Genomic DNA, 25,663 nt, shown 5'->3' with positions numbered 1-25,663 from the left:
TGCTTGGGTATCTGATCCTGGGCAATGTTTCTCAGCAAAGACAAAAACCCTGTATGGCGATTTCGAGCTCTCGTACGCCAGCGATGGCGCCGCATTTGGACGAAGCCGACAACCAGCTGGTCGCGGGTATCCGGCTGGTGCTGGCGATCTCGGCCTTGCTGGTGGCCATCGTCGATCATACCGGCCCCAACAAGGCCAATTCCTTCGAGCTCATCATCTTGTCGTGCTACGCGGCAGCGTGTGCGCTGGCCTGTGCGGGCAGGCTCGAATGGGCACGCGGCAAGTTGATGCACCGCGTAGACGTGGCCGCCTGCGCGGCAATGGCCGCCGCCGGCGACGACGCGGACGTGTTCGCGTTGGTGTTCCTGTTCTTCGCGATCGTCGTCGCGTCGCTGCGCTTTGGCCTGGACGAGGGCGCGCGGGTCACGCTGGCTGGCGTCGTCCTCTACAGCGCCGCGGTGATCCTCACGCATGGCGGCTCGGTGCCAGCACGCCTGTTCCTGCTGGCGGCGATCCTGCTCGCCTTCGGCCGGGCCATCGCACAGCTCGGGGAACGGCAGCTGCGGGCCGTGCGGCGCCAGGCGCTGCTGGCCGAGCTCAATCATGTCGCCAACCCGCGCTTCGGCATCGACCGCACGATGAGCATGGCGATGGAGCGCACCCGTGCCTTTTTCGAGGCCGGCACCTGCATCGTCATACTGGAAGAGCAGGACAGCGGCCGCGCCACCATGCGGGCGGTGCGCGAGGGCAGCGCGGCGGTGGCGCCGATGGAAGACATCGACGCCGGCCTCGCGCGCGCACTGCTGCCGGAACCGCGCGCGCATGTGCTGCTGTACGCAAGGCCCTCGTGCCGCTGGCCGCACGCGGCGGCGGTATCGCAAAGCCACGCGGGTGTGGGCGCCTGGGCCGCGCATGACGAGGCGCCGCTGCGCGAACTGGCCGACCTGTTGCAGGCACGGTCTTTCATCAGCGCGCCGCTGGTCTTCGGGCGCTGCCGGGGACGCATCTACCTGACCGGCGGCGCGCGCGACTTCGGGCGCGGCGACGCGCTGTTTCTGGCACGGATCGCGGCGCGCGAGCTGGCCGCCATCGACCGCATCGACGTGCTGGACCGCATCGCCACCGACGCCGCGGCGCTGGAGCGCAAGAAGATCGCGCTCGACCTGCACGATACCGCGATCCAGTCCTACATTGGCCTGCAGCTCGGGCTGGCCGCGCTGTGCCGCCAGGCCGAGCCATCCAACCCGCTGGCAGGTGAGCTCGACAAGTTGTCCACCATGGCCGCCGAGGTTGTCGTGGAGCTGCGCGACTATGCGCGCCGCACCCGCGCCGGCCCCGGCGCGGACGAACCGATGTGCATGTCGGCCCTTCGCCGCCAGGCCGCGCATGCCCAGGCCGCGTATGGCGTGGACGTGCGCATCGAGAGCCAAGGCCGGATCGAGTTCGGCGACCGTCTCACGGCCGAAGTGCTGCAGATCGTGCGCGAAGGGATCAGTAACGTCTGCCGCCACACCAAGGCCAGGCGCGCCGTGGTGTCGCTGTGCTGCGGTCATGATCGGCTGCGCATCGAGATCAGCAACGAGCATGGCGGAAAACCGCCGGCGCCGTTTCGCCCGGCTTCCATCACCGAGCGCGCGCTTGCGCTCGGCGGCAGCGCCTTCGTGCACGAGGGCCGCTTCAACGACACGATTGTCTGCGTGGAGATCCCTTTATGAACAGTGACGCCAACGACCCGGGTATTGGCCCCATCAGGGTGCTGCTGGTCGAAGACCACCAGACCATGCTGTGGGGGCTGCAGAAGCTGGTGGACGCCGAACGGCCGCGCATGGAGGTGGCCGGCACGGCGCGCACCTGCCCCGAGGCGCTGGAACGCGCCGCGCAGCTGGCGCCGGACGTGATCCTGCTCGACCTGGACCTGAACGGCGTGTCGATGATCGACTTCCTGCCCGAGCTGTTGGCCAATGGCCTGTCGCGCGCGCTGGTGCTCACGGCCGCGCACGAGACCGAGACGCTCGACCTGGCGGTGCGGCGCGGCGCGCGCGGCATCCTGCACAAGGAAGTCTCGGCCGGGCAGGTGCTCAAGGCGATCGAGAAGATCCACCGCGGCGAGCTGTGGTTCGACGCGGCCACCATGGACCGCGTGTTCGGCCAGCTGCTCCGCTCGCGCAACGCGCCCAAGCCAGAGCCCGCGCCGCACGAGGCATTGACCGCCCGCGAGCGCGCCATCATCAGCGCCGCCGTGCAGCACAGCGGCAGCGCCAACCACGAGGTGGCGCAGCGCCTGTTCATCTCGGAGCACACGCTGCGCAACCACCTGACCTCGATCTACCGCAAGCTCAACGTCAACAACCGGCTCGAGATGTATGTCTATGCGATGCGGCATGGCCTGGTCCAGCCCGAGCATGTGCGCCAGCGCGATAGCGCGGTCAGTGGGCGGCCAGGATCGGCATGATCGTGCGCACGATGACGATCATCGCCGGCCCCAGCACCACCATGATAATGGCCGGGAAGATGAACAGGCACAGCGGGATCAGCATCTTGGTCGGTACCTTGGCCGCGTGCTCCTCGGCCCGCACCTGGCGCTTGTGGCGCAGGTCCTCGGAAAACACCCGCAGCGATTCGCCGATGCTGGTGCCGAACTTGTCGGCCTGCGACAGCATCGTGGCAAACGTCCCGATTTCTTCCACGCCCGAGCGCAGGGCCAGGTTGCGCAGCGACTGCGAGCGGCTGGCGCCGGCGCGCAGTTCCAGGTTGGTCAGGTGAAGCTCGTCGGCCAGCGCGCGGCTTTTCATTCCCATCTCGTCGGCGATGCGGGCCATGGCGGCATCCAGGCCCAGGCCCGCTTCCACACACACCAGCATCAGGTCCGCCGCATCGGGAAAGTTCTCGAAGATTTCGCGGCGGCGCTCGCGCAGGCGCCACCATAGCGCCAGGTTGGGCAGGTAGCAGCCGGCCAGCGCGGCGATCATCAGGAACATCAGCACCTTCATTTCGTCCATGGCGGTGAAGGTGCGCAGCAGCAGCCAGGTGAGCGCCGCAAGCGCCACCGGCAGCACTGCCTTCAGGCCGAAGTAGATCAGGCGCGCGTCGTCGCGGCGGATACCGGCGTTGATGAAGCGTAGACGCAGCGCCGAGTTCTCCCAGTCGCCGGTGGGGGCGAGCACCCCGGCAAACGGGCCGACGGCCTGCGCCACCGTGGTAGCCCAGTCGGGCCTGGCGCCGGACGCTTCGAGTGTTTGCAGGCGGCGGTCCAGGCGGCTTGGGACCACCAGCATGAACAGGCCGGCGCAGGCTGCGGCGACAGCCAGGAAGACCAGGAAGGCAAGCATGAACATGGCCGTCTCCTTCACACGCGGATGTGGATGATTTTGCGGAGCACCAGCACGCCGAAGGCCATCGACACCAGCATGGCGCGCACGATGCTTTGCCCGAGCGGGTCGGTCCACAGCGGCGCCATGAACTCCGGGTTGAACAGGTTCAGGAAGCCGCCGATGGCGAACGGCAGCAGCGACAGCAGCCAGGCCGACATGCGTCCTTCGGCCGAGAGCACGCGCACGTGCCACAAGAGCTTCAGGCGCTGGCGGATCAGGCGGCTCAGGTTGGACAGCACCTCGGTCAGGTTGCCGCCGGATTCGCGCTGGATCAGCACGGCCACCACGAAGTAGCGCAGGTCCGTGATCGGCACCCGCAGCGACAGGTTGGACAGCGCCTGGTCGAGCGACACACCGAAGTTGACCTCGTCGTGCACCATGCGGAATTCCCCGGCGATCGGCTCGGCCATTTCGTCGCCGATCATCTGCAAGCCGGTGCCGAAGGCGTGGCCGGCGCGCAGCGCGCGGCCGAGCAGGTCGAGCGCATCCGGCAGCTGCTGTTCCAGCTTGGCCAGGCGGCGCGCGCGCCGGTGCCTCACGTACGCCAGCGGCAGGATGGCCGCACCGGCGGCGACCATGGCGCCAGCCATGAACGGCTGGTGCAGCAGGGCCGTAACCACGAGGTAGGCGATGGCGGCGCACGCGGCGCAGCCGAGGACCAGGTTGGCCACGGTCCAGTTGAGGTTGGCCTGCAGCAGGATGCGGTCGAGCTGGTGCGCGCTGGGCAGCCGCAGCAGGAAGCGCTGGAACGGCGGCAGCTCGCTCAGCATGCGATCGCGCACCAGCTGCTGCGTGGCGCGGCTGTCCGCCACGTCGGCCAGGGTGGACAGGCGCTGCTGGATCTTTTTCGCGTGCGGCCCGCGGTAGGTCTTCCACATCAGATACAGCCCTTCGAGCAGCAGGATCACCGCAATGAAGACGAGCACCGACAGCAGCGGCGGCACGTGGGCGATGGCGTTGGCGTTGCTGGGCATGGCGCTCTCCTACTGGTAGCGGCGCGCGCTGTCGAACATGGTGTCGGGCAGGGTGATCCCGAACGCGCGCAGCCGATCGCAGAACTTGGGGCGCACCCCGGTCGCCTGGAAGTAGCCTTCCACCGCGCCGTCCGCGGCAACCCCGACCTGGCGGAAGGCGAAGATCTCCTGCATCGTGATGACGTCGCCCTCCATGCCGGTGATTTCCTGGATGCTGGTGATCTTGCGGCGGCCGTCGATCAGGCGCAGGCCCTGGATCACCACCGTGATGGCCGAGGCGATCTGCTGGCGCGCGGCCTTGTGCGGCAGGTTCAGGTTGGCCATGCCGATCATGTTCTCCAGGCGCGAGAGCGCGTCACGCGGGTTGTTGGCGTGGATCGTGGTGAGCGAGCCGTCGTGGCCCGTGTTCATCGCCTGCAGCATGTCCACCGCCTCGGCACCGCGCACCTCGCCGATGATGATGCGGTCCGGGCGCATGCGCAGCGCGTTGCGCACCAGCGCGCGTTGCGTGATCTCGCCCTTGCCCTCGATGTTGGGCGGCCGCGTTTCCATCCGCACCACGTGCGGCTGCTGCAGCTGCAGCTCGGCCGCGTCCTCGATGGTGACGATGCGCTCGGCCGGCGGAATGAAGCCGGACAGGATGTTCAGCAGCGTCGTCTTGCCGGCGCCAGTGCCGCCCGCGATGATCATGTTGACCTTGGCCTTGCACAGGCCTTCGAGCACGGTGGCCATGTCCGGGGTGAGGCTGTGCAGGTCGTTCACCAGGTTGGCCATCTTCAGCGGAATGTGGGCAAAGCGCCGGATCGACATCATCGGCCCGTCCAGCGCCACCGGCGCGATCACCGCGTTCACGCGCGAGCCGTCGGGCAGGCGTGCGTCCACCATGGGGCTGGACTCGTCGATCCGGCGGCCCACCAGCGAGACGATCTTGTCGATGATGCGCAGCAGGTGCTTCTCGTCGGTGAAGCGCACCGGCGATAGCTCCAGGCGTCCCTTGCGCTCGACGAAAATCCGGTTGTAGCGGTTGACCAGGATGTCCGACACCGTGGGATCGGCCATCAGCAGCTCGAGCGGGCCAAAGCCGAGCATCTCGTGCTGGATGTCGCGGATCAGCGCGCGCCGTTCCAGCTCGTTGATCGCGGCCGTATCCTCGTCGAGCATCCGCTCGGCCATCGCCGCAATCTCGGAGCGCAGCGTTGCCGCCGGCAGCGCTTCAAGTGCGGCCAGGTCGAATTTGTCGAGCAGTTTGAGGTGGATGCGCGCCTTGATCGCCTGGTAGTCGTCACTGGTGCCGACCTCGGACGCGCGGGTGTCGTTCTTGCTGTCGACGGCATTGAGTTTTTCGCGGAAGGACATGGCTTGCTCCATCGGGATTGGTCAGCTGGCTGCCAGCTGGCGCCGCACCAGCCGCTCCAGCAGGCTGCGCGGCGCTTCCTGCCGCGGGCTGATCGTTTCCGCCAGTTGCGCCACGCTGCGCAGCACCGGGTCCGATGGCGCGCCGGTCATCAGGGCTTCGCCGTGGTCCACCGCGGCCGTGACGTGGCGGTACGAGTTGGGCACGGTATGGATGGTGAACTTGCCCAGTGCCCGTTCGATCTCGGCCGCGCCGATCGCACCCTTGCGCTCGAAGCGGTTGACCACCAGTTCAACCTTGTCCGGCCCGTAGTCGAGCGACTTGAAGATCGCCAGCAGCTTTTTGGCGTTGCGGATCGACGGCAAGCCTGCCTGCATCACGGTATAGATCCGGTGCGCGCGGTCAAGCGCCTTGATGCTCAGGTTCGTGACGGGACGGCCGATGTCGAGCACGACGAAATCGTAATGCTGCACGGCCAGCGCGAGCACCGCGTCCACATGCTCGGGGCCGATCTCCACGGCCTGCGTATGGTCCTCGGGCGCGGCCAGGATGGAAAGGCTGGGGGTGATGCGCACCGTGCACGCGGCCAGGAACGAGGCATCCAGCCGGTCGATCGCGCGCGCCACGTCGGCCATGGTCGATGGCGGCCGCTGGTCGTGCACGAACGAGAGTGCGTCGCCGAACTGCAGGTTCAGGTCGATCAGCAGCACCGACCTGGCTTGCGCCAGCTGGTAGCCCAGGCTGGTGGCAAGGAAGGTGGCGCCACTGCCGCCCTTGCACGGCATGAAGGCGAGCACCTTGCCGGTACCACGCCCCGACGCGCCGCGCAGCTTGCCGCAGATGCGCGTGACGGCTGCCTCCAGCTCGGCCTGGCTGGTGGGCGAGGGCAGCACCTCGCGCACACCCGCGCGCATGGCGCTGAGCAGGAAGGCCGGCGAGGTCTCCGCGCACAACAGCACCACCGCGATCTGCGGATGGCGCGTGGTCAGGTCCTCGATCGGGGCCAGGCTGTCCTCGCAGCAGCCAATGCCGTCCACCAGCATCAGGTCGGGCTGGTCCTGCTCGGCGACCTGGCGCAGCTTGCCGGCGCCGCCCTCGGTCAGCAGCGCGACGTGCGAGGCGGCCTGCAGCAGCTTGCCGATTTCGTTCAGCCGCACCTTGTTGGGTGAAATGGCGGCGATCTTCATGACGTTCTCCTTCCCTGTGTTTTATTGGCAGATGAGCGCGTTGTTGGGGTCCTGGCGCATCATCTCGCGCGGCAGGTGGGTGCTGAATGGCGGCAGCGAGCGCACCGGGATCACCAGCCCGGTCACCGGCGAGATCCAGCGGAAGTTCAGGCCCGTGATGGTCACCGTCACCCCTTCGCAACTGGTGGCGTCGCAGCCCGCCGGTTCCCAGGCCAGGTTGACGCCGCCGATCTCCGGCACCAGGCGCCGCATCTTGTCCAGCAACAGCGGCTGGCTGGTGGTGTCGGCACAGACGACGGCGTAGCGCGCGCCCACGCGCGCGGCCTCGGTGGCGGCGTTCCAGGTGAAGAGCATGCGGGCGAAATCGAGCACCCCGAGCAGGAACATGAAGAACACCACCAGCACCAGGGCCAGTTCGATGATCGTGGCCCCACGCTCGTTGCGGTTCATAGCGGGCTCCGCATGGTGGCGCTGATGTCGCTGAAGGTGATGGTCGCAAACCTGGCGCCGAACATGTTGGCGATCATCGGCCTGAACTGGTAGCCGGACACGCGCACCGTCACCGTGTTGATCAGCGGGTCGCTGCCCGCCGTTTGCCAGGTGGGAGCGGGCACGTTGGCCGCGCCCAGCGCGGTGTCGAGCGGCGTGCCGGTGCCGGCCAGGTTGCCGTACACGATCAGGTTGCGCGCCTCGGCGACGTGGGTGCCGGGCGTTTGCACGGACAGGTAGCGCGCGGCGTCGCGCACCGCCTTGGCGGTGGTGTTGTAGCGGTACACAGCGCGCCCCAGTTCGGCCGCCAGCAGCGACAGCACCAGCAGCAGCGGCAGGATGAACGCGAACTCGATGAGCGCAACGCCGGTTTGTCGATTGGCCATGGTGTCACCTGACGAGCACGGGCACGAGGGGGCCGCCTGTACCGCCGGGCAGGCCGCTGGGCGCGCACGGGGAGTTGGGGATGCCGGCCAGGCCACGGTATTCCAGGTTGGCCGAGTCATTCGGGCCGGTGAGCGGGTGCAGCATGAACATGCACACGAAATCGGTGACCTGGGCAGCATCGTTGATGACCGGGACCACCACCAGCCGCCGGTCGTAGCCGTACTGCCGATGCTGGCCGGAAGGACCGGGCGTGGCCAGCTTCTGGAAACTGTTTAGCTTGTTCCTGTCGCCGAAGACGATCAGGGCGCCGTCCTTCAGGTCCGTGCCCGTGTCGTCGAATGAGGCGTAGGCGGCGCGCTTGGTCACGTAGTTCTGCGCGCTTGCGGGCGAGCCCGCGGCGGGCGTTCCGTTGAAGGCGTTCTGCGGCACCGGGTTCTTCCAGTTGACGATGGTGTACGAGTAGCCGGTCTGGTCCGGATGGTTCACGCTGGGCGAGTCCGTGTTTTTGTAGATGCCGAAGCGGAAGTTCCACGGCCGGTCCACGCTGGTCTGGGCGCCGGGCGTGCCGAGGGTGTCGCCGATCTTCGTGCCGCAGTGGCCGCCCTCGGACAGCTCGGCGGCGGTTTCGCTCGCGCTCTTGCTGCCGTCCAGGTTGTACCAGCCCATCTCGCCAGCCGAGGCGCCGCCCTTGTCGAAGACGGTGACCCACTCGCCGATCTGGAATCCGAAATTGTTCGCGCGGCTGCCGCTGACGCGTGACTTGAGCGCAACGGGAATCGGGCAGGTGCTCTGCGCACTGGCGCGGGTGGCCACGGCGCTGGCCAGCACGTCGCGGCTGGTCGGATTGGCGGCGGCGTCGCCGGTGAACGCGCCCATCGCGTGCAGCAGCCACATGCGCACGCCTTGCTGGGTATGCACGCACTGCGCATAGCGCGCATTGGCGGGCACGGTGGTCGGGACATACGCGCCGTCCTTGAAGGTGATGTCGGCGGCGGCCACCTGGCCTTTGCCATCCCAGTTGGCCGACTGGAGGTTCACGCGGTTCAGGTTGGCGGCGGTGATGCCAGCGTTGCGCGCCCGCGTGAGCGCGGTGGATTGCCCGTCGAGTTCCTGGGCCGCGGCCAGCGCGCACGCATCCATCGCCGTCTGCAGCTCGGTCTTGACGATGAACAGGCGCCCGAAGTCGAACGCGATGGCCACGAAGCCGAGCAGGAAGAACAGCATGAAGCACACCAGGAGGATGACCGCGCCGGCCTGGCGCTTGCGGGCGCCGGCGCGGATTGCCTGGAGGGGAAGGGGATGCGCGCACATGGGTGAGCAAGTCGGTTGGATGGCGGGCCGCACAGGCGGCCCGCCGGCCGCCCGGTCAGGCGCACGAAGCCGAGGAGGTCAGGCAGGTGGCGACACGGGTGATGAAGCCCGAGAAGCTGGTGCCGGTCAGGTCGCGCAGTGCCACCACGAGGATGATCGACACCACGGCGATGATCAGCGCGTATTCGATGACCTGGGCGCCTTCGTCGTCGCGCACGAACGATTTGATCGATTGGCCGGCTGCTTTCAGGAGGGTTTTCATGATGTTTCCTTTCGGTTGGTTGAGTGACAAAGCTCCCGCCCTTGTGGGGAGGGTTACTGCTCCAGGCCACGGCGGTCGCCGCGGTCTCCGGATTGCTGCGCGGCCGCCCAGGGGCTGCCGCTCATTTCGAACTGGCGCCCGTGCCGCCCACGTTGATCACGTTGACGACCGGCGGCGGCGTCTTGAAGCTGTCGTGGTAGCGCGTCACCGCCTCGCGCCCGGACTGGCCGTCGATGCCCGCCGCCAGGTCGCGGTTGCCCGATGCGTTCGGGTCGATCGTCATTGCCACGCGCGCCTGGCGCACCGCGTCGCCAAAGCGCGCGTCGTAGTGCGGCGTGGCGGCGCAGCCGGCCAGCAGGGCAAACAGGGTCAGGCAAGTGGTGCGGTACATGGCGTTCTCCTTATTTGCCCGGTGCGGGTTCGGCGGCCAGGCCCTCGGCCTTGCCGCGCAGGACCGCGTCGGAGCGGCTCGGCTCGACGTGGTTGTCGGTCGGCGCCACCAACCCTTCGGCCGGCTTGACCAGGCGCGGCGTGATGATGAAGATGAGCTCCGTCTGGTCCTTCTGGAATTCGGTCGAGCGAAACAGCGCGCCCAGGATCGGCAGGTCGCCCAGGCCCGGGAAGCGGCTGATGGTTTCCGTCACGTTGTTGCGGATCAGGCCCGCCACGGCGAAGCTCTGCCCGTCGCTCAGCTGAACCGTGGTGTCGATGCGGCGCGTGGTCACCGAAGGCAGCACCGAGGTCACGCCGCCCACCGTGGTGAAGGGCGAGCCGGTCTGCGACAGTTCCGACACTTCGGACACCAGCTTGAGGTTCACCCGGCTGCGGTCGAGCACCGTGGGCGAGAACTTCAGGCCCACGCCGAATTCCTTTTCCTCGAGCGTGATGGTGGGTGCGCCGCCGTTCTGCGACTGCGAGACCGGGATGAAGATCTTCCCGCCCGACAGGAAGCTGGCCGACTGGCCACTGATGGCCATGATGTTCGGCTCCGCCAGCACGCGTACCAGGCCGTCCTTCTTCTGGGCGTCGACCCCGAACAGCGTGGCGTTGGCGCCGCGCGTGGACAGGCTCGATTTGGCCGCCGCCTTTTCGTTGCCGATCACCGCCCCGGCCGCGCCTTCGATCACCGTGCCGCGGATGTTCTGGCCGAATTTGCCGAACACGGCGGGCGCGCCGCCAAAGATGCCGGTCAGGACCTGCGAGGTGAGCCCGTCGGCCGAGGTGACCATGCGCGCAAAATCGATGCCGAACTTGTCGAGCAGCGTCTTGCTGACTTCGGCGATCTTCACCTCCAGCATGACCTGCTGCGGCGCCGTCACGGTGAGCAGGTTGACCACGCGCTTGCCATCGCCGTAGGCCGTGGCCACGCGCACCGCTTCGTCCAGCCTGGCCAGGTCGGTGACCTTGCCGGTCAGGACGATTGAATTCTCGGCGCTGCGCACCGTGATGCCGGTTTCCTCGGGCATGAGCTCGGCCAGCTTGGCCTGCAGCACGGCGGGGTCGATCGATACCACCACATCGCGCAGGTAGCAGGCGCCGTTTGCGTCCTGAAGGATGATGTTGCTGGCGCCGGCTTTTTTCCCGCGCAGGAAAAGGTCGGAGGGGCTGAGCAGCAGCACGTCGATCTCGGCCACGCCGGACGGGTCGGACGCGGCACCGGGCGCCGCGGCCGGCGCTGGCACGGCCGCCGCTGCGGATGCCGCCGGCCTGGCGGGCGCGCCCGCCAGCAGGCCGCTGGCCACGATCCGCGACACCGGCGCGGCCAGCGGGATCACCGACGCCTTGCCCAGCATGACCTGGGTGGGCGGCTCCACCAGCACCGTCTTGCAGGTCCTGGTCCCGGCGTCGGCCGCGCCCCAGGCCGGCGCCGCCAGCGTGGTGGCGACGGCCAATGCGGTGATGCGCAGTTGCGTGTTCATGGTTGGTTCCTCCGTGGCGCTTTCAGAAGCAGCTGAGGGTCGTTGCGCCGTGCTGGATCACCTCCACGCACGGGCGCTTTGGCGCTGGCGCGGCGGCCGGTGCCGACACGCGGTGCGGGCGCGCGGCCGCCACCGGGACTGCGACCGCCTGCTTATCGCCGAACAGTTCGTTCTTGGTCACGCCGCTGGTGGCCACCGGCTGCTTGTCCACCTGGTTGCGCAGCACCAGCGACAGGGTGCCCACGCTGCGCGCCAGGTCGAGCTTCTCGGCGTCTTCCAGCGACACTTCCAGCGTGACCGCGCTCACGACCTTCGGCTTGGTGTCGTCGCGCGCCGCCTCCTGCGCCACGGCCAGCACCAGCACGCGCTCCAGCACCGTCTTGCTGATCGGTTTGGGCTGCGCGCCGCTGCCCTGGTCCTGCTGGGCGTTCACCATCACGTCCACGTAATTGCCGGGCAGGGCAAAGCCGGCCACCCCGACCACTTCATTGACGCGCACGGTGATGGCGCGCTTGCCTTCCGCGATCACCGCCGACAGGCCGCCGAGCGTGCCCTGCGGCGCCAGCTTGCGTTCGAGGAGCGGCTCGCCGCGCACCACGCCGAACCGCGGCACGCGGTCCTGCAGCTCCTTGATGTCGGTGAATGCGCCAGGCGGCATGGCGCTCGCCGGCCAGTCGAGGGTGGACAGCATTTCGGGATTGATCTTGGTGCCGGGCTCGATGTCCACCGCCGCCACGACAACCTTGTTGGACGCCACGCCAGGCTGGCGCGAAACCCATCCGGTTGCGTAGGCCGCGGCGGCCAGTCCGAGGACGAGCGCGGCGACGATCAGCCCGAGTGCCTTGAGGTTTTTCATGGTGCTGCCTCGCTAAGGTTTAGACGAGCCCGAACTGACGGGCCACGATGTAGCTCGCCGTGCCCACCGCGATCGCCACGCCGTAGGGGAGCTTGCCGACCGACGGCGCGGCGCCCGGCGAGACGCCCGGATTGCCGCGCGCAACCGCCGACCACACCATCCCGCGCACCACCGTGCCGGTGTTGGCCAGCAGCCGCCCCAGCGCACCGTGCAGCAGCGACACCGCGATGGCGCCAAGGCCGCCGGCGACAACCGAGAACAGCACGGCATACAGCGTGCCCTCCATGCCGAGGAAGGCGCCGGCCATCGCCATCAGCTTCACGTCGCCCGCGCCCATCACGCCGATCGCGTACATCGGCAACATCGCGACCAGGCCAAGCAGCATGCCGGCCGGTCCCCAGGTCCACTGGGCATGCCAGGCCGGCACCAGCAGGTTGTAGACCAGCGCAAACGCCATGCCGCCGAAGGTCAGGAGATTGGGGATGCGGTAGCTGCGGTAGTCGCTGACAGCGGCCGCCGCCAGCAGGGCCAGCAGCACGCCGGTGCGCGGGTCGGTGACCAGCATCGCCAGCAGTTCGAAGAAGGCGCGGACTTCATCCATGATCGTTCCCGGTGGGTGACGGCGGTTGATCGATGGCTTCAGTCTAGTGATGCGGCCGGTCCCGCGAATCGGATGCATGTCCTGTTCAAGGGCGGCTGGGACTCCTGTTTTTCGGGGCACGCGGTAGTGCGTGCGGACCAGGAGGCGGCGCGGGCGGTAGTCGTTTTGTCCTGGTTCTGCCGCGTCCAGGCCAGGCTCGCGCAGGTTGAACGCGTGGGCAGGATCTGCCCACCCTACGCGCTCAGTTTGCCAATTGTTGAATGGCCGAATCTCTGTAACATTTCGACGGCTTATCTGTATGTAGGAGTAGTCCTACGTGTACTTACAATTTGGCAATTACATTGTTTCTTAAAATACACATATGAAATGCTCAATTGTGTCGTGGCTTTATAGAAATGGGTGGTATAGTTGGCCGCTTTTACAAATTGCCAGCAGTGTTTTGCGACTCCGCGTCACATGCTGCTTGCGCTAACTTCCCATCCAAAACAAAGAGAAGGAACCGATTGATGACCACGCAGGACTACGCCGCCCGCATCAGCCAGTTGATCCAGGACCACCAGGCAGACATCGGAACCGAATGGATCGGCCAGCTCGAGGCATTGACTGGCCGCGCCAATGCGGTCTCGCGCGAGCAGCTGCGCGCCCATTGCCAGCAATTCCTTGCCGCCTTCACAAACGCCACCCGCGGTGGCGTGCTCGACAACATCGAGCACCGCTCGTGGGACGACGCGCGCGACCTGCTGGCCGAGATCTCGTCCAGCCGCGCCAAGGGCGGCTCGACCCCGAGCGACACGGCGACCTTCGTGTTCTCGCTCAAGCAGCCGCTGTTCTCGCGCCTGCGCGACGGCTTCACGGGAGACCCGGAGGGGCTGGCCACGGCCTCGTGGACCATCAGCAGCCTGCTGGACAAGCTGGGCCTGTACACCATCGAAGTGTTCCAGAAGACGCGCGACCAGATCATCGTGCGCCAGCAGCAGGAGCTGCTCGAGCTGTCCACGCCGGTGGTCAAGCTGTGGCAGGGCATCCTGGCGCTGCCGCTGATCGGCACGCTCGATTCGGCCCGCACCCAGGTCGTGATGGAGAACATCCTGCAGAAGATCGTGGACACCGGCGCCGCGATTGCGATCATCGACATCACCGGCGTGCCGACGGTCGATACGCTGGTGGCGCAGCACCTGATGAAGACCATCGCCGCCGCCCGCCTGATGGGCGCCGACTGCATCATCAGCGGCATCCGCCCGCAGATCGCGCAGACCATCGTGCACCTGGGCGTGAACCTGGAGGACGTGATCACCAAGGCCACGCTGGCCGACGCCTTCCTGGTCGCGCTGGAGCGCACCGGCACCGCCGTGGTCCCGGCCACCAAGGCTTGAGAAGGGGCATATGGAACGCATTCCCATCCTGCGCATGGGCGACCTGCTGCTGGTGACGATCCAGGTCGACATGCATGACCGCCTGGCGATGACCCTGCAGGACGACCTCGCCGAGCGCATCGTGCGCGACAACGCCAAGGGCGTGCTGATCGACATTTCGGCACTCGACCTGGTCGATTCGTTCATCGGCCGCATGATCAGCAATACCGCCGCCATGGCGCGCGTGCTCGACGCCCAGACGGTGGTGGTCGGCATGCAGCCGGCGGTGGCGATCACGCTGGTGGAGCTCGGGCTTACGCTGCAGGGCGTGAAGACCGCACTCAACGTCGAGAAAGGCATGGCCCTGTTAGGAAAGAACGCCTTCTGATGAGCGACCAACATAACGCGGCGTTGTTCGAGAGCGTCCTGCTCGAGCGCAACCGTGCGCTGCGTACCGGCCGCACCACCTTGCCGCTCTGGACCGACGAGGACGTGGTCGGCCTGCGCAAGCAGGTGCGCGAGCGTGCCGTGGCCATTGCGCTGTCGCTGGTGGACCAGACCAAGCTGGTCACCGCGGCAAGCGAGCTGGCGCGCAACACGCTCAAGTACGGCGGCGGTGGCGAGGTGCACCTGGACAGCCTGTCGGATGGCATACGGCTGGGGATCGGGCTGATCTTCGTCGATGGCGGCCCGGGCATCGCGGACACCGCGCAGGCGCTACGCGACGGCTACACCACCGGCGGCGGGCTGGGCCTGGGCCTGGGCGGCTCGCGCCGCCTGGTCGACGAGTTCGAGATCGACAGCAGACAGGGAGAAGGCACCGCGGTGTCGGTCGTGAAATGGAAGCGCTGATCAGCTCTTTGTCGCACCAGGAGGCGGTGGCCATCAGCCACGCCAGCGACGCTTCGGCCGCGCGCCGCATCGGGCAGAAGCTGGCCGATGCGCTCGGCTTTGACGAAACGCGCGCCGGCCAGCTCGCCATCATCATCAGCGAGGCGGCCACCAACATCCTCAAGCACGCCGGGCAGGGCACGCTGTACATTGGCCCGGCCCAGTCGGGCGCGGGGCCGGGAGTGGACGTGGTGGCCGTGGACGAAGGACCCGGCATCGTCGATTTTGCGAGCAGCCTGGTCGATGGCGTGTCCACCGCCGGCACCGCCGGTACCGGGCTGGGCGCGCTGAACCGACTGTCGGATGAGTTCGACGTGCATTCCACACCGGGCAAGGGCTCCGCGTTTTTCATGCGATTATGGCGCGACGCCACGGCGCCGGCGCCGCGGCCGGTGGTGGTGGGCGCGCTGGCGCTGCCAATGGCCGGCGAGGACGAGTGCGGCGACGGCTGGGCCGTCGGCTGCCATGAGCGCGGCGCGACCCTGCTGGCGGCCGATGGCCTGGGCCACGGGCCGGAAGCGGCGGCAGCCGCCAAGGCCGCCATCGGCGCGCTCGAGCGCAACCGCGACCTCGAGCCGGCCGAGCTGATGGCGCGCGCCAACGAGGCGTTGCGCATCACGCGCGGCGCGGCCCTGGCGCTGGCCCACATCGACTGCGCGCACGACCAGCTGCGCTTTGCCGGCATCGGCAACATCAGCGCCTGCGTGTATGACGGCAAGGGGCGCCGCGCGCTGGTCTCGCACAACGGCATCGTCGGCCACAACATGCGCAAGGTGCAGGAGTTTTCGGTACCGTTCGGACCGGGCGCGCTGTGCATCATGCATTCGGACGGCGTGCAGACCCAGTGGGACGTGGCCGCCTACCCGGGCCTTGTGGCGCGCCACCCGGCGCTGGTGGCCGCAGTGCTGATGCGCGACTTCATCCGGCGCCGCGACGACGCCATGGTGCTGGCGGTGCGCCGGCGGGAGAAGCCATGAAACCGCAACGTATTCTTGTGGTGGGACTGGAGAACGAACAGGACGTGGTGCTGGTGCGCCAGCGCGCGCGCCAGGTATCGAGCCTGCTCGGATTCTCGCAGCAGGACCAGGTGCGCATCGCCACCGCGGTGTCGGAAGTGGCGCGCGCCTGCCAGCAGCGCGCCAGCGGGCGCGCCAACTTCGCTCTGTGCACTGACGGGGTACGCCAGCACCTGGAAGTGGAGGTGTGCCCGAACGCCAGCGGCGCGCGCGCGCCGGCGGCAAGCGGGGACGGCATGGCCGCGGCCCCGGAACTGGCCATCATCACCGCGCACCGCCTGATGGACGCCTGCGAAGTAAAGGAGCAGGAAGGCGGGGTCAAATGCGTCACCATGTGCAAGCTGTTGCCGGCGCAGCCGCCGATCGGCGCGCAGCAGCTGGCCGAGCTCACGCGCCAGCTGGCCGCCAGCCCGGTGGCCAACACCTACCTCGAAGTGCAGGTGCAGAACCAGGAACTGCTGGCCACGCTGGCCGAGCTGCGCGAACGCCAGGAAGACCTCTTGTCGCTCACGCGCGAGCTCGAGGACACCAACCGCGGCATCCTTGCGCTGTACGCCGAGATCGAGGACAAGGCCGAGCGGCTGCGCCGCGCCGACGAAATGAAGTCGCGCTTCCTGTCCAACACCAGCCACGAGCTCAGGACGCCCTTGTCGTCGATCCGCGCGCTGGCCAAGCTGCTGCTCGACCGCATGGATGGCGAGCTGACCGTGGAGCAGGAGCGCCAGGTGCAGTTCATCTCGCGCGCGGCGGAAGACCTGTCCGAGCTGGTCAACGACCTGCTCGACCTGGCCAAGATCGAGGCCGGCAAGGTCGAAGTGCAGCTGGCCCCGGTGGTGGTGGAAAACATGTTCCGCGCGCTTAAGGGCATGCTGCGCCCGCTGGTCGATGGCGCCAACGTGGAGCTGGTGTTCGACACCGGGGGTATCATGGAGCCGTTCGATTCGGACGAGAGCAAGATTTCGCAGATCCTGCGTAACTTCATCTCGAACGCGCTCAAGTTCACCGAGCACGGCGCGGTCACGGTGCGCGCGCGCCTGCTTGCGGATACCGACGACATCGCTTTTGCCGTGGCCGACACCGGCATCGGCATCAGCCAGGAGAACCTGCAGTTGATCTTCGAGGAGTTCAGCCAGATCGAGCACCCGCTGCAGCGCAAGAGCAAGGGCACCGGCCTGGGCCTGCCCTTGTGCCGCAAGCTCGCCGAACTGCTGGGCGGGCGGGTCGAGGTCGAAAGCACGCCGGGACAGGGATCGACCTTCACCCTCATCCTGCCGCGGCACTTTCCGCCCGCCGCCACCAGCATCGATGGAACCGAATCATGACTGCCAATCCGACCCTGATCCTCAACGTAGACGACAACGACGGCGCGCGCTACGCCAAGACGCGCATCCTGCAGAGCGCGGGATTCCGGGTGGTGGAGGCCGCCAACGGCACCGATGCGCTGGCCATCGTCGCGCGCGACGAGCCGGCGCTGGTGCTGCTGGACGTGAAGCTCCCCGACATCAACGGCCTCGAGGTCTGCCGCCGCATCAAGGCCGACCCGGCCACCGCGTGCGTGCTGGTGCTGCAGACCTCGGCCGCGCTGACCGGCCGCGACGACAAGATCCGCGGCCTGGAGGGCGGCGCCGACAACTACCTGGCCGCGCCGATCGAGGCGGACGAACTGATCGCCAACGTCAACGCGCTCTTGCGCATGCGCCAGACCCAGGACGAGCTGCGCGACAGCGAGGAGCGCTTTCGCCAGCTGACCGACACCATCGAGGACGTGTTCTGGATGTTCTCGGTGCCCGACGCCACGCCCGACTACGTGAGCCCGGCGTACGAGGCGCTGTGGGGACGCAGCCGCGCGCTGCTGGCGCAGCGCCACGACGACTGGCTCGAAGGCGTGCATCCGGACGACCGCGCCCAGCTGGCGGCGCGCTGGGCCGCATTGGCGACCGAGCCTTCGTACGACGAGGAGTACCGCCTGCTGCTCCCGGACGGCACGGTGCGCTGGGTCCGCGACCGCCTGCGCCCGGTGCGCAACGCCAAGGACGAGGTGTACCGTGTCGCGCGCATCACCAGCGACATCTCGCACCGCAAGGAGATGGAGGCGCTGCTGCGCGCCGCCGACAGCAACAAGAACGAATTCCTGGCCACGCTGGCGCACGAGCTGCGCAACCCGCTCTCGCCGATCCGCAATGCCGCCGCGCTGCTGGGCACGACCGGGGACGGCGCCAGCGAGCGCCAGGCGCGCGCCAAGGAGGTGATCACGCGCCAGGTGGACCACCTGGCACACCTGGTGGACGACCTGCTCGACGTGGCCCGCATCTCCGAAGGCAAAATCGCGCTGCGCCGCGAAGAGGTCAACCTGGGCGCGGTGATCGGGCAGGCGATCGAGACCGCCGGCCCCCTGATCACGGCGCGCGAGCACCGGCTCGAGGTGCACCTGCCGGACGAACAGATCTGGGTGAGCGGCGATCCGGTTCGGCTGGCGCAATCGATGGGCAACCTGCTGCACAACGCGGCCAAGTTCACGCCCAAGGGCGGGCGGCTGGGCGTGGTCGCCAAGCTGACCGACAGCGGCACCGTGCGCATCTCGGTGCAGGACAACGGCATCGGCATTGCCGAGGACAGCCTGCCGCGCATCTTCGGCATGTTCACGCAGGCGGCGGTGCCGCCCGACCGTGCGCCGGAAGGGCTGGGAATCGGGCTGTCTCTGGTGTCGCGCCTGCTCGAGATGCACGGCGGGCGTCTGACCGCGTCCAGTCCCGGCATCGGTTTGGGCAGCACCTTCACCGTCGAACTGCCGGTGCTGCGGGTGGAAAGCGCGCCGGCCGAGGCGCGCCGCGAGCAGGCCAGGGTGCCGGGCCGCGCGGGCGGGCTGCGCGTGCTGCTGGTGGACGACAATGCGGACGCGATGGAGATGATGGGCTTTCTGCTCGGCGAAATGGGACACGAGGCGATCACGACCCAGGACGCGCACAACATCGTGGCGCTGGCGCGCGCCCACAAGCCCGATGTCATCGTGCTCGACATTGGCCTGCCGGGCGTGGATGGCTACGAACTGGCGCGCATGATCAAGCGCGAGCCGGAGCTGGCAGCGATCCGGCTGGTGGCGCATACCGGCTACGGCTCGCCGGAAGACCGCAAGAAGGCGCTCGACGCCGGCTTCGACGCGCACCTGGTCAAGCCGGCCGAGCTGGACGACCTGGAGGCGGCGCTGCGCGGCGAACGGCGGTAGGGTGGGCACTTGTGCCCACGCGGTGATACGTGCCGCGTGCCGCGTGGGCACAAGTGCCCACCCTACGAAAAAACGCCTGCGCGCAGCAGGCGTTTTCGCATCCGGCGAACCGGCGCTTACTTCTCGCTGACGGTGAACTCGCCGAACGCCTTGAGCTGGTCGGCCACCGCGCCCTTGTCGCCCACGACCACGATCGACTGCTTCTCGGGCGCGAAGTACTTCTTCGACACGTCGCGCACCTGCTCCGGCGTGACCTTCTGGATCAGCGGCACGTACTGGCCCAGGAACTCGGCCGGCAGGCCCACCAGCCAGTTGGCGGCCAGCGTGCCCGCGACCGAGCGCTGCATCTGGTTGCTGATCAGGTAGCTGCCGGCCACGTAGCGCTTGTGCATGTCCAGTTCCGCCGGCGGCACCAGCTCGGTGCCGATGCGCTTGAACTCGTTCATGTACTCGGTGATCGCCGCGCCCGTGACCGCGTTGCGCACGTCCGCGCCGCCCACGATGCTGCCGCCGTCGCGGTTCAGGCGCGCCCCGGCCGAGGCGCCGTAGGTGTAGCCTTTTTCCTCGCGCAGGTTGATGTTCACCCGGCTCGAGAAGCCGCCGCCCAGCACCGTGCTGGCCAGGCGCAGCGGCACCTGGTCGGTGGCCGTGGCCGCAATGCCGGGGCTACCCAGGCGCAGCGTCGATTGCACGCTGCCCGGGCGCTCCAGCAGCACCCGCGCCGGCTTGGCCGCGGTTGGTGCCGCCGGCGTATCCGGCAGTGCCTTGCCCTGCACCTTCCAGTCGCCGAATGCCTGCTGCGCCAGTTTGAGCGCATCGGCTTCCTTGATGCGGCCGGTGATCACGAGCAGCGCGCGGTCCGGGCGGAAGCGCTTGGCGTGCTCGGCGCGCAGCATTTGCTCGGTGGTCGTGCTGATCGATTCCACGGTCGGCTCGGTGTGCCCGTACGGATGCTCGCCGTAGATCGCCACGCTGAGCGCGCGGTCGGCCCTGAAGCGCGGCTGGGTCTCGGCCACCCGCAGCGCCTGCAGCGCGTTGGCCTTGGCCAGTTGGACCTCTTTGGCCGGGAACGCCGGCACGCGCGCCACCTCGGCCAGCAGCGCGGCCATCTCGGCCGCGTGCGAGGCCAGGGCGTTGGCCGACACCACGATGCCATCCACAGCGGCGCTGGCGGCGACCGAGCCGCCCATGCCTTGGGCGGCCTCGGCGATCGCGCGCGAGTCGCGCTTGGCCGAGCCTTCGTTGAGCAGGCCTGCCATCAGGTTGGCAAAGCCCGGATGGTCCTTGTCGTCGGCGGCGAAACCGGCGCCGCGCACGGCCAGCACGAAGTCCACCCGCGGCAGCCCTTCACGCGGCACCACCCACACGGTCAGGCCGTTGGCCAGCGTCTTCTTGCCGATGTGGGGCACCGGCAGCGGCTTGTCCTTGGCGTAGGCCGGCATGTCGGTCGGCTTGGCGGCCGGGGCGTCGGCGTACGCGCCGGGCGCGAACAGCATCGAGATCGCCAGTGTCAGCATCAGTTTTTTCATCGATGTGCTCCTCATTTCTTGTCGCCGGCCGGCGCCGCTTTCGGGGCGGGCTTGCGGTCAATGACGGTACGGTTGGCCGGCACCAGGTAGGCGGCGGCGGCGCGCTTGATGTCGTCCGACGTCACGCCTTCGATCCATCCGGGGATCTTGTTGGCCACGTTGGCGTCGCCCCACAGGGTCTGCAGCTTGGCCAGCGTGTCGGCGCGGTTGATGAAGCTTTCCATCTTGTTGTTCCAGTCCGCGAGCATGCTGGTCTTCACGCGCTTGAGCGTGGCGTCATCCACGCCGTTCTTGGCGACTTTGGCGATTTCCTCGTCCATGGCGGCCAGCATGGCGTCGGCGCTGCTGCCGGGCTTGTAGAGCGCGAACACGGTCATCAGCGTGGGGCCGTCGTATTCCCACGGGCCGGTCAGGCCGAACAGGGTGTTGACGTTGAGCGCGATCTCGCGCCCCTTCACCAGCCCCTGGTAGAACAGCGAGGCGTCGCTGCCGGCCAGCAGCTCGGCCAGCACCGCCACGGCGGCCTGGTCGCGGCTGCCGCGCGCCGGCACCTTCCACGCCGCCGCAATCGCCGGCACCTGGGCCAGCGGGTCGCTTTGCTCGACGCGCTTTTCCTTCGTTCCCAGCGGCTCGCTGAAGTCGCCGGCGGCCGGGGTGGGGCGCTTGGCGATCGCGCCGAAGTACTTCTGCGCCAGCGCGAAGCCCTGGGCCGGGGTCACGTCGCCCGCGATCGCCAGCACCGCGTTGTTCGGGCCGTAGTAATCGCGGTGAAAGCCGCGCACGTCGTCCAGCGTGGCGCCTTCCAGGTCTTCGAAGCTGCCGTAGCCGTCGTGGTTGTTCTCCCACTTCTGGAACGCCTGCTGCGAGATGTCGAGCCAGTAGAAGCCGCCGTACGGCTGGTTCTTCACGTTCACGCGAATCTCTTCCTTGACCACGTCCTGCTGGTTCTTCAGCGTCGCCGCGTTGAAGTCGAGCGTCTTCATGCGGTCGGCCTCCAGCCACAGCAGCGGCTCGATGGCCGAGACGGGCGCGGTCTCGATGTAGTTGGTGAAGTCGGGGCGGGTCGAGCCGTTGTTGCGGCCGCCGCCACCGGTGATGGTCTTGTCGAACACGCCCTTGGGTGCGTTCGGGGTGCCCTGGAACATCAGGTGCTCGAACAGGTGGGCAAAGCCGGTGCGGTTCCTCGGCTCGAGGCGCATGCCGACGTGGTACACCACCGAGATGCCGACCGTCGGCGAGCTGTGGTCTTCCGAGACCACGACCGTCAGGCCGTTGTCGAGTTTCTTGGTCTGGACGGGCAGGGTCCACTGGTCGGCCGACGCGGCGAGCGCGAACATCGGGACAGTCAGGCCAGCCAGCAGGACAGGGAGAAGGCGCTTGCGCATGGAATTCCCTTGCAAATTGGACGTTGGTTGTGGTTCGGGCGGCGCTGCGGCCACCCCGCAGCGATCTTAACGCACAGGCATGTCAGGAAGTAATCTTTTTTCGCGGCCGGGCGGGTCCAGTCCCGCGATTCGGTCGCCCAGCCCCGCATTTTTGCAGCCTGTCGCATTCTGCCGTTTCCGGACGGGACCGCAATTTATAGTTCGATCATCGGCCCAGCATCGAAATTGCACAGAAGGAATGATCATCTGGTAAGCTTTTTCGGTAACTGGTAGTGAAGCCGGCGCCGGTCCTGGACCTGCCCGACGGACAATTGCATGACGGAGAATCGCGTGAACAAGTTTTTCAAGTTCGGCCTGGTGCTGGCCACCTTGTGTACCTTTGCCGGGGCCGTGTTCGCGGCGCCGCCTGACGTGGCCAGCGAGAACCGCCCGATCGACGCGCGCGTGGTGCGGGTCAAGACCGACGGGCTGGTTGACCTGCACATCCGCCAGGGTTCGCCTGCCTCGCTCACGGTGCGTGGTGATCCGCGCTGGCTGGAGCGCACCAGTACCGTGCAAAACGGCGACACGCTCAGCATCGACACCGAGGTGCGCAGCAACAAGCTGTCCGAGCGCTTCATCTCGCGCGAGATGGCCGGCCTGCGCGTCGAACTGACCCTGCCGCAGCTGCGCGAAGTCTGGTCCGAAAGCCTGGGCACGACCATCGTGAGCGGCTTTTCCGGCGACGAGCTGGACCTGACCCTGGACGGCGCCGGCTCGATGAACGTGAACTGCAATGTCAAGCGCCTGACGGCCAACCTTGGCGGCCTGGGCAGCATGATGATCTCCGGCCTGAATGCGGACGGGGTCGAGCTGAACCTGCGCGGCGCCGGCGGCATCACGCTGCTGGGGCGCAGCAAGTGGCTCAAGGCCGACCTTGGCGGGCTGGGCGGCCTGAATGCCCAGCAGTTCACGGCCGACAACGTGACCATCGACGTGTCGGGCCTGGGGAATGCATCGATCACCGCGCGCCAGAACGCCAACCTGTCGCTGTCGGGCATGGGATCGGTCACGGTGTACGGCAAGCCGCTGAACCACAAGGTGTCGATCGACGGCCTCGGCAAGGTCAGCTGGAAGTAGGACGATCAAGGACGCCGCAAAGGCGAGGGCAGGAACCCGTATCCAGAACGAGACATGAAAAAACTATTCGTTGCGATCACATTCGCACTAGGCCTGCATGCCACGGCGCACGCGGGCTTCACGGAAGGGGCGAACGCGTACAACGCGAACAACTACGCGCTGGCGCTCAAGGAAATCACGCCACTGGCCAAGGCCGGCAACGCCGACGCCCAGCACCTGCTGGGCTTGATGTATTACATGGGGCGCGGCGTGCCGCAGGACTACAAGCAGGCGTTCGCCTGGCACCAGAAGGCGGCAGTGCAGGGCAAGGCCGATGCGCAGTACGTGATCGGCGCCATGTACTACAAGGGCAATGCGGTGCCACAGGACCAGAAGCAGGCGGTGTACTGGTTCCGCAAGGCGGCCGAGCAGGGCCACCCGGAAGCGCTGTATGCGCTGGCGCTGATGTACCGCTACCACGTGGCCGGCATGCCGCAGGACGTGGTGATCGCCTACATGCTGTGGAACCTGGCCGCGGCCAACGGCCACGCCAATTCGGCCAACCAGCGCGCCTCGGTGGCAAGGGTGATGAGCCAGGAGCAGGTCGAGGAGGCCCAGGCCTTGTCGCGCAGCTGGAAGCCGGGCACGCCGCTGCCGACGCAGTCGAAGACCGGCGGGAATTGAGCGACTCGCTAACAAAAATACGCCAGCGCGATGCTGGCGTTTTTTTGGGGGCGCCACTTGCGTTAAGTGTTGACTTCAGCCCATGGTTCCAGCGCAGGCCAACGTCATCCCGGCGAAGGCCGGGATCCATGCTGAGCCTGCCGCTACCGCACGGCCCGCACTTCGGCAAACTCAGCATGGGTCCCGGCGTTCGCCGGGACGGCGGTCTCAACTTCAACGTGGCATTCGGTGCTGCGGTTCAGCTTCAGGCCGGGCCTTTCACGACCACCTTGCGGGTCACCGTGGTGGTGTGACCCGCGTCGTCGGTGACGCGGGCCGTCACCTGGTAGGTGCCCGGTGTGCTGTACACGTGGCTGGCGTTCACGATGCCCTCGCCACCGCGTTCGATCGCCCGGCTGGCCGGCTCGCTGCTGCCATCGCCCCACGACCAGCTGACGCTGTGCACCGCGGCCGCGTCATCGTCCACCAGGTGGGTCGAGACGAAATACGGCGTGCCGGCGGCCACGCTGTCGGGAGCCGTGATCGGCCCGACCGCCGCGCCGCAGCCGCAGCGGCCCGGCTTGAGCAGCACCAGCCCGGTGTTGGTCAGGACGACGATCGACCCGTTGTCCGAGATGGCCCTGGCCGACTGCAGCAGCATCCCGTTGGGCAGGTGCCGCACGCGCGTGTTCAGGTCGATCATGCCGGTCGCCGCGGTCCAGATGAACGCGTGCAAAGGCGCTTGTGCCTGGCTGCTCAAGTTGGAATCGCCCACCACCTGGCCGTAGTTGTTGGCAGCCCAGGCACGCGCGTTGACGCCGCCGGGCAGGGTGCCGATGTCCTTCATGCCGGTCGCATGCGTCCAGGTCATGGCGTGCTCCCCGCCGCTCGTGAAGATCTCGCCCGCGATTCGCCCCAGGCTGCTCATGCCCAGCACAAGCGACCTGTCCCCGCCGGCGGTACCGAGATCGCGGATGCCGGTCGCGCGCGTCCACAGGTAGGCGTGGTCATTGCCGCTCGCCGTGCCCGAGTTGCCTGCGATCTCGCCGAATTCGTCGACCGCGCGCGCGTCAGACCCGGTACCGCCGGGGAGTGTTCCGATATCGATGAAGCCGGTCGCGCGCGTCCAGGCGAATGCGTGGGAGGTGCCAGGCGCGACCTCGAAGTTGCCCGCCACCAGCCCGGCATCGTTGATCGCCACCGCGAACGACAGGCCCGGGCCGGGCGCTCCCAGCTCGAACCTGTGGCCCGGTCCCCTCCACAGGGTCGCGATCGGCACGCCCGAGTTCCGGTTGCGCCACGAATAGCCCACCGCAATGCCGTGGTTGTTGATGTCCCTTGCCTCGGCGACCGCGGCGTTGTCGAGCGGGCGCAGGTCGCGGATGCCGGTTCTCTTGCTCCATACAAACGGGTGGATATCGTCGGTGTTATCGACCCCGGCGCCGCCCACGACCTGTCCCTTGTCGTTGAGATTGTCCGCGAGGGAGAGGCTTGCGCCCGCGATGCCGGGGATCTTGAAGATCCGCGACCCGTCGTAGAAGTAGCCGGAGCGGTCGATGGAATAGGCCACTTGCCCATAGCGGTTGATGGCGGTGCGTTGCACGAAGCCTTCACCAAGGTTGACGACGGTGTAGAACGGCGCCGGAGGCATGGACGCCGCCTGCATGTCGGACGCGCCCACTGCGGGCTGCGAAAGTGTCGTTTGTGCGTCGGCCAGCCCGGCCAACAGCAAGGCCAACGCCAACATGGCGCGCGAAGGAGCGAAGCGTTTCTGGGTAAGGTGCCACATATATCC

The 25,663-nt window shown here is 67.8% G+C and carries 25 protein-coding genes; 10 read left to right on the top strand and 15 right to left on the bottom strand.

Annotated elements, in window-relative coordinates; translation table 11 throughout:
* The first annotated feature begins 83 nt into the window (after positions 1–83).
* Positions 84–1,715: a sensor histidine kinase gene (locus NX774_RS03630; protein WP_258820779.1), complete on the top strand. Its 1,632-nt coding sequence runs from the start codon at positions 84–86 to the stop codon at positions 1,713–1,715.
* Positions 1,712–2,452 carry a response regulator gene (locus NX774_RS03625; RefSeq protein WP_258820778.1) on the top strand — a complete coding sequence of 247 codons (741 nt, stop codon included), beginning with the start codon at positions 1,712–1,714 and terminating at the stop codon, positions 2,450–2,452. The genes NX774_RS03630 and NX774_RS03625 overlap by 4 nt, the downstream gene beginning before the upstream one ends.
* On the opposite strand, the gene NX774_RS03620 is transcribed toward NX774_RS03625, so the two are convergent.
* From NX774_RS03620 to NX774_RS03565, 12 genes are all read right to left on the bottom strand, one after another.
* Positions 2,427–3,335: a type II secretion system F family protein gene (locus NX774_RS03620; RefSeq protein ID WP_258820777.1), complete on the bottom strand. Its 909-nt coding sequence runs from the start codon at positions 3,333–3,335 to the stop codon at positions 2,427–2,429. The two genes, NX774_RS03625 and NX774_RS03620, sit on opposite strands and share 26 nt — an antisense overlap.
* 11 nt (positions 3,336–3,346) lie before the next feature.
* On the bottom strand, positions 3,347–4,345 hold the full coding sequence (locus NX774_RS03615; RefSeq protein ID WP_258820776.1) for a type II secretion system F family protein: 999 nt from the start codon (positions 4,343–4,345) through the stop codon (positions 3,347–3,349).
* A 9-nt stretch (positions 4,346–4,354) separates the two neighbouring features.
* The gene (locus NX774_RS03610) at positions 4,355–5,701 is read right to left on the bottom strand and encodes a TadA family conjugal transfer-associated ATPase (RefSeq protein WP_258820775.1); all 1,347 of its coding nucleotides are present in this window, start codon (positions 5,699–5,701) and stop codon (positions 4,355–4,357) included.
* Positions 5,702–5,722: 21 nt separating this feature from the next.
* Positions 5,723–6,886, bottom strand: coding sequence for a CpaE/TadZ family protein (locus NX774_RS03605; protein WP_258820774.1), 1,164 nt, complete (start codon positions 6,884–6,886; stop codon positions 5,723–5,725).
* A gap of 21 nt (positions 6,887–6,907) precedes the next feature.
* Complete coding sequence (locus NX774_RS03600) at positions 6,908–7,336, bottom strand: TadE/TadG family type IV pilus assembly protein (protein WP_258820773.1); 429 nt, start codon at positions 7,334–7,336, stop codon at positions 6,908–6,910.
* On the bottom strand, positions 7,333–7,761 hold the full coding sequence (locus tag NX774_RS03595) for a TadE/TadG family type IV pilus assembly protein (RefSeq protein WP_258820772.1): 429 nt from the start codon (positions 7,759–7,761) through the stop codon (positions 7,333–7,335). The genes NX774_RS03600 and NX774_RS03595 overlap by 4 nt, the downstream gene beginning before the upstream one ends.
* A 4-nt stretch (positions 7,762–7,765) precedes the next feature.
* Positions 7,766–9,073, bottom strand: a complete 1,308-nt coding sequence (locus NX774_RS03590; RefSeq protein WP_258820771.1) for a pilus assembly protein TadG-related protein — start codon at positions 9,071–9,073, stop codon at positions 7,766–7,768.
* Between the two features lie 55 nt (positions 9,074–9,128).
* Positions 9,129–9,335, bottom strand: coding sequence for a Flp family type IVb pilin (locus tag NX774_RS03585; protein ID WP_258820769.1), 207 nt, complete (start codon positions 9,333–9,335; stop codon positions 9,129–9,131).
* A gap of 121 nt (positions 9,336–9,456) precedes the next feature.
* Entirely contained in the window at positions 9,457–9,726 is a 270-nt protein-coding gene (locus NX774_RS03580) for a hypothetical protein (RefSeq protein WP_258820768.1), read from the bottom strand.
* A 10-nt stretch (positions 9,727–9,736) separates the two neighbouring features.
* Entirely contained in the window at positions 9,737–11,254 is a 1,518-nt protein-coding gene (locus tag NX774_RS03575; protein WP_258820766.1) for a type II and III secretion system protein family protein, read from the bottom strand.
* Positions 11,255–11,276: 22 nt separating this feature from the next.
* Positions 11,277–12,110 carry a Flp pilus assembly protein CpaB gene (gene cpaB / locus NX774_RS03570; protein ID WP_258820765.1) on the bottom strand — a complete coding sequence of 278 codons (834 nt, stop codon included), beginning with the start codon at positions 12,108–12,110 and terminating at the stop codon, positions 11,277–11,279.
* 19 nt (positions 12,111–12,129) lie between these two features.
* On the bottom strand, positions 12,130–12,711 hold the full coding sequence (locus NX774_RS03565) for an A24 family peptidase (protein WP_258820764.1): 582 nt from the start codon (positions 12,709–12,711) through the stop codon (positions 12,130–12,132).
* A 506-nt stretch (positions 12,712–13,217) separates the two neighbouring features.
* Here NX774_RS03565 and NX774_RS03560 point away from each other — a divergent pair.
* From NX774_RS03560 to NX774_RS03535, 6 genes are read left to right on the top strand one after another with little or no spacing between them, the layout of a single operon-like run.
* On the top strand, positions 13,218–14,084 hold the full coding sequence (locus NX774_RS03560) for an STAS domain-containing protein (RefSeq protein ID WP_258820763.1): 867 nt from the start codon (positions 13,218–13,220) through the stop codon (positions 14,082–14,084).
* Positions 14,085–14,094: 10 nt separating this feature from the next.
* A complete protein-coding gene (locus tag NX774_RS03555) occupies positions 14,095–14,451 on the top strand; it encodes an STAS domain-containing protein (RefSeq protein ID WP_258820762.1) in 357 nt (118 codons plus the stop codon).
* Complete coding sequence (locus NX774_RS03550) at positions 14,451–14,915, top strand: anti-sigma regulatory factor (RefSeq protein WP_258820761.1); 465 nt, start codon at positions 14,451–14,453, stop codon at positions 14,913–14,915. The genes NX774_RS03555 and NX774_RS03550 overlap by 1 nt, the downstream gene beginning before the upstream one ends.
* Complete coding sequence (locus NX774_RS03545; protein WP_258820759.1) at positions 14,903–15,931, top strand: SpoIIE family protein phosphatase; 1,029 nt, start codon at positions 14,903–14,905, stop codon at positions 15,929–15,931. Before NX774_RS03550 ends, NX774_RS03545 begins: the two co-directional genes overlap by 13 nt.
* Entirely contained in the window at positions 15,928–17,292 is a 1,365-nt protein-coding gene (locus NX774_RS03540; RefSeq protein WP_258820758.1) for a sensor histidine kinase, read from the top strand. Before NX774_RS03545 ends, NX774_RS03540 begins: the two co-directional genes overlap by 4 nt.
* A complete protein-coding gene (locus NX774_RS03535; protein WP_258820757.1) occupies positions 17,289–19,193 on the top strand; it encodes a hybrid sensor histidine kinase/response regulator in 1,905 nt (634 codons plus the stop codon). The genes NX774_RS03540 and NX774_RS03535 overlap by 4 nt, the downstream gene beginning before the upstream one ends.
* A 116-nt stretch (positions 19,194–19,309) precedes the next feature.
* On the opposite strand, the gene NX774_RS03530 is transcribed toward NX774_RS03535, so the two are convergent.
* The gene (locus NX774_RS03530) at positions 19,310–20,722 is read right to left on the bottom strand and encodes a M16 family metallopeptidase (RefSeq protein WP_258820756.1); all 1,413 of its coding nucleotides are present in this window, start codon (positions 20,720–20,722) and stop codon (positions 19,310–19,312) included.
* A gap of 11 nt (positions 20,723–20,733) precedes the next feature.
* A complete protein-coding gene (locus NX774_RS03525; protein ID WP_258820755.1) occupies positions 20,734–22,107 on the bottom strand; it encodes a M16 family metallopeptidase in 1,374 nt (457 codons plus the stop codon).
* Positions 22,108–22,437: 330 nt separating this feature from the next.
* On the opposite strand from NX774_RS03525, the gene NX774_RS03520 reads away from it, so the two are divergent.
* Positions 22,438–23,226, top strand: a complete 789-nt coding sequence (locus tag NX774_RS03520; RefSeq protein WP_258820754.1) for a GIN domain-containing protein — start codon at positions 22,438–22,440, stop codon at positions 23,224–23,226.
* A gap of 54 nt (positions 23,227–23,280) precedes the next feature.
* Positions 23,281–23,889 (top strand): tetratricopeptide repeat protein, encoded by a 609-nt coding sequence (locus NX774_RS03515; RefSeq protein WP_258820753.1) that lies wholly within the window; start codon positions 23,281–23,283, stop codon positions 23,887–23,889.
* 244 nt (positions 23,890–24,133) lie between these two features.
* On the opposite strand, the gene NX774_RS03510 is transcribed toward NX774_RS03515, so the two are convergent.
* Entirely contained in the window at positions 24,134–25,657 is a 1,524-nt protein-coding gene (locus NX774_RS03510; protein WP_258820752.1) for a PKD domain-containing protein, read from the bottom strand.
* Positions 25,658–25,663 lie beyond the last annotated feature (6 nt).

This window comes from Massilia agilis (genome assembly GCF_024756255.1).
Lineage (GTDB): Bacteria > Pseudomonadota > Gammaproteobacteria > Burkholderiales > Burkholderiaceae_D > Telluria > Telluria agilis.
The sequence above is the reverse complement of the archived record's forward strand: the minus strand, read 5'-3'. Positions and strand labels throughout refer to the sequence as shown.

Excerpts from the sequence above, each read along its gene's own strand:
- NX774_RS03630 (WP_258820779.1), top strand. The coding sequence starts at position 84 with ATGGCGCCGCATTTGGACGAAGCCGACAACCAGCTGGTCGCGGGTATC.
- NX774_RS03625 (WP_258820778.1), top strand. The coding sequence starts at position 1,712 with ATGAACAGTGACGCCAACGACCCGGGTATTGGCCCCATCAGGGTGCTG.
- NX774_RS03620 (WP_258820777.1), bottom strand. The coding sequence starts at position 3,335 with ATGTTCATGCTTGCCTTCCTGGTCTTCCTGGCTGTCGCCGCAGCCTGC.
- NX774_RS03615 (WP_258820776.1), bottom strand. The coding sequence starts at position 4,345 with ATGCCCAGCAACGCCAACGCCATCGCCCACGTGCCGCCGCTGCTGTCG.
- NX774_RS03610 (WP_258820775.1), bottom strand. The coding sequence starts at position 5,701 with ATGTCCTTCCGCGAAAAACTCAATGCCGTCGACAGCAAGAACGACACC.
- NX774_RS03605 (WP_258820774.1), bottom strand. The coding sequence starts at position 6,886 with ATGAAGATCGCCGCCATTTCACCCAACAAGGTGCGGCTGAACGAAATC.
- NX774_RS03600 (WP_258820773.1), bottom strand. The coding sequence starts at position 7,336 with ATGAACCGCAACGAGCGTGGGGCCACGATCATCGAACTGGCCCTGGTG.
- NX774_RS03595 (WP_258820772.1), bottom strand. The coding sequence starts at position 7,761 with ATGGCCAATCGACAAACCGGCGTTGCGCTCATCGAGTTCGCGTTCATC.
- NX774_RS03590 (WP_258820771.1), bottom strand. The coding sequence starts at position 9,073 with ATGTGCGCGCATCCCCTTCCCCTCCAGGCAATCCGCGCCGGCGCCCGC.
- NX774_RS03585 (WP_258820769.1), bottom strand. The coding sequence starts at position 9,335 with ATGAAAACCCTCCTGAAAGCAGCCGGCCAATCGATCAAATCGTTCGTG.
- NX774_RS03580 (WP_258820768.1), bottom strand. The coding sequence starts at position 9,726 with ATGTACCGCACCACTTGCCTGACCCTGTTTGCCCTGCTGGCCGGCTGC.
- NX774_RS03575 (WP_258820766.1), bottom strand. The coding sequence starts at position 11,254 with ATGAACACGCAACTGCGCATCACCGCATTGGCCGTCGCCACCACGCTG.
- cpaB (WP_258820765.1), bottom strand. The coding sequence starts at position 12,110 with ATGAAAAACCTCAAGGCACTCGGGCTGATCGTCGCCGCGCTCGTCCTC.
- NX774_RS03565 (WP_258820764.1), bottom strand. The coding sequence starts at position 12,711 with ATGGATGAAGTCCGCGCCTTCTTCGAACTGCTGGCGATGCTGGTCACC.
- NX774_RS03560 (WP_258820763.1), top strand. The coding sequence starts at position 13,218 with ATGACCACGCAGGACTACGCCGCCCGCATCAGCCAGTTGATCCAGGAC.
- NX774_RS03555 (WP_258820762.1), top strand. The coding sequence starts at position 14,095 with ATGGAACGCATTCCCATCCTGCGCATGGGCGACCTGCTGCTGGTGACG.
- NX774_RS03550 (WP_258820761.1), top strand. The coding sequence starts at position 14,451 with ATGAGCGACCAACATAACGCGGCGTTGTTCGAGAGCGTCCTGCTCGAG.
- NX774_RS03545 (WP_258820759.1), top strand. The coding sequence starts at position 14,903 with ATGGAAGCGCTGATCAGCTCTTTGTCGCACCAGGAGGCGGTGGCCATC.
- NX774_RS03540 (WP_258820758.1), top strand. The coding sequence starts at position 15,928 with ATGAAACCGCAACGTATTCTTGTGGTGGGACTGGAGAACGAACAGGAC.
- NX774_RS03535 (WP_258820757.1), top strand. The coding sequence starts at position 17,289 with ATGACTGCCAATCCGACCCTGATCCTCAACGTAGACGACAACGACGGC.
- NX774_RS03530 (WP_258820756.1), bottom strand. The coding sequence starts at position 20,722 with ATGAAAAAACTGATGCTGACACTGGCGATCTCGATGCTGTTCGCGCCC.
- NX774_RS03525 (WP_258820755.1), bottom strand. The coding sequence starts at position 22,107 with ATGCGCAAGCGCCTTCTCCCTGTCCTGCTGGCTGGCCTGACTGTCCCG.
- NX774_RS03515 (WP_258820753.1), top strand. The coding sequence starts at position 23,281 with ATGAAAAAACTATTCGTTGCGATCACATTCGCACTAGGCCTGCATGCC.
- NX774_RS03510 (WP_258820752.1), bottom strand. The coding sequence starts at position 25,657 with ATGTGGCACCTTACCCAGAAACGCTTCGCTCCTTCGCGCGCCATGTTG.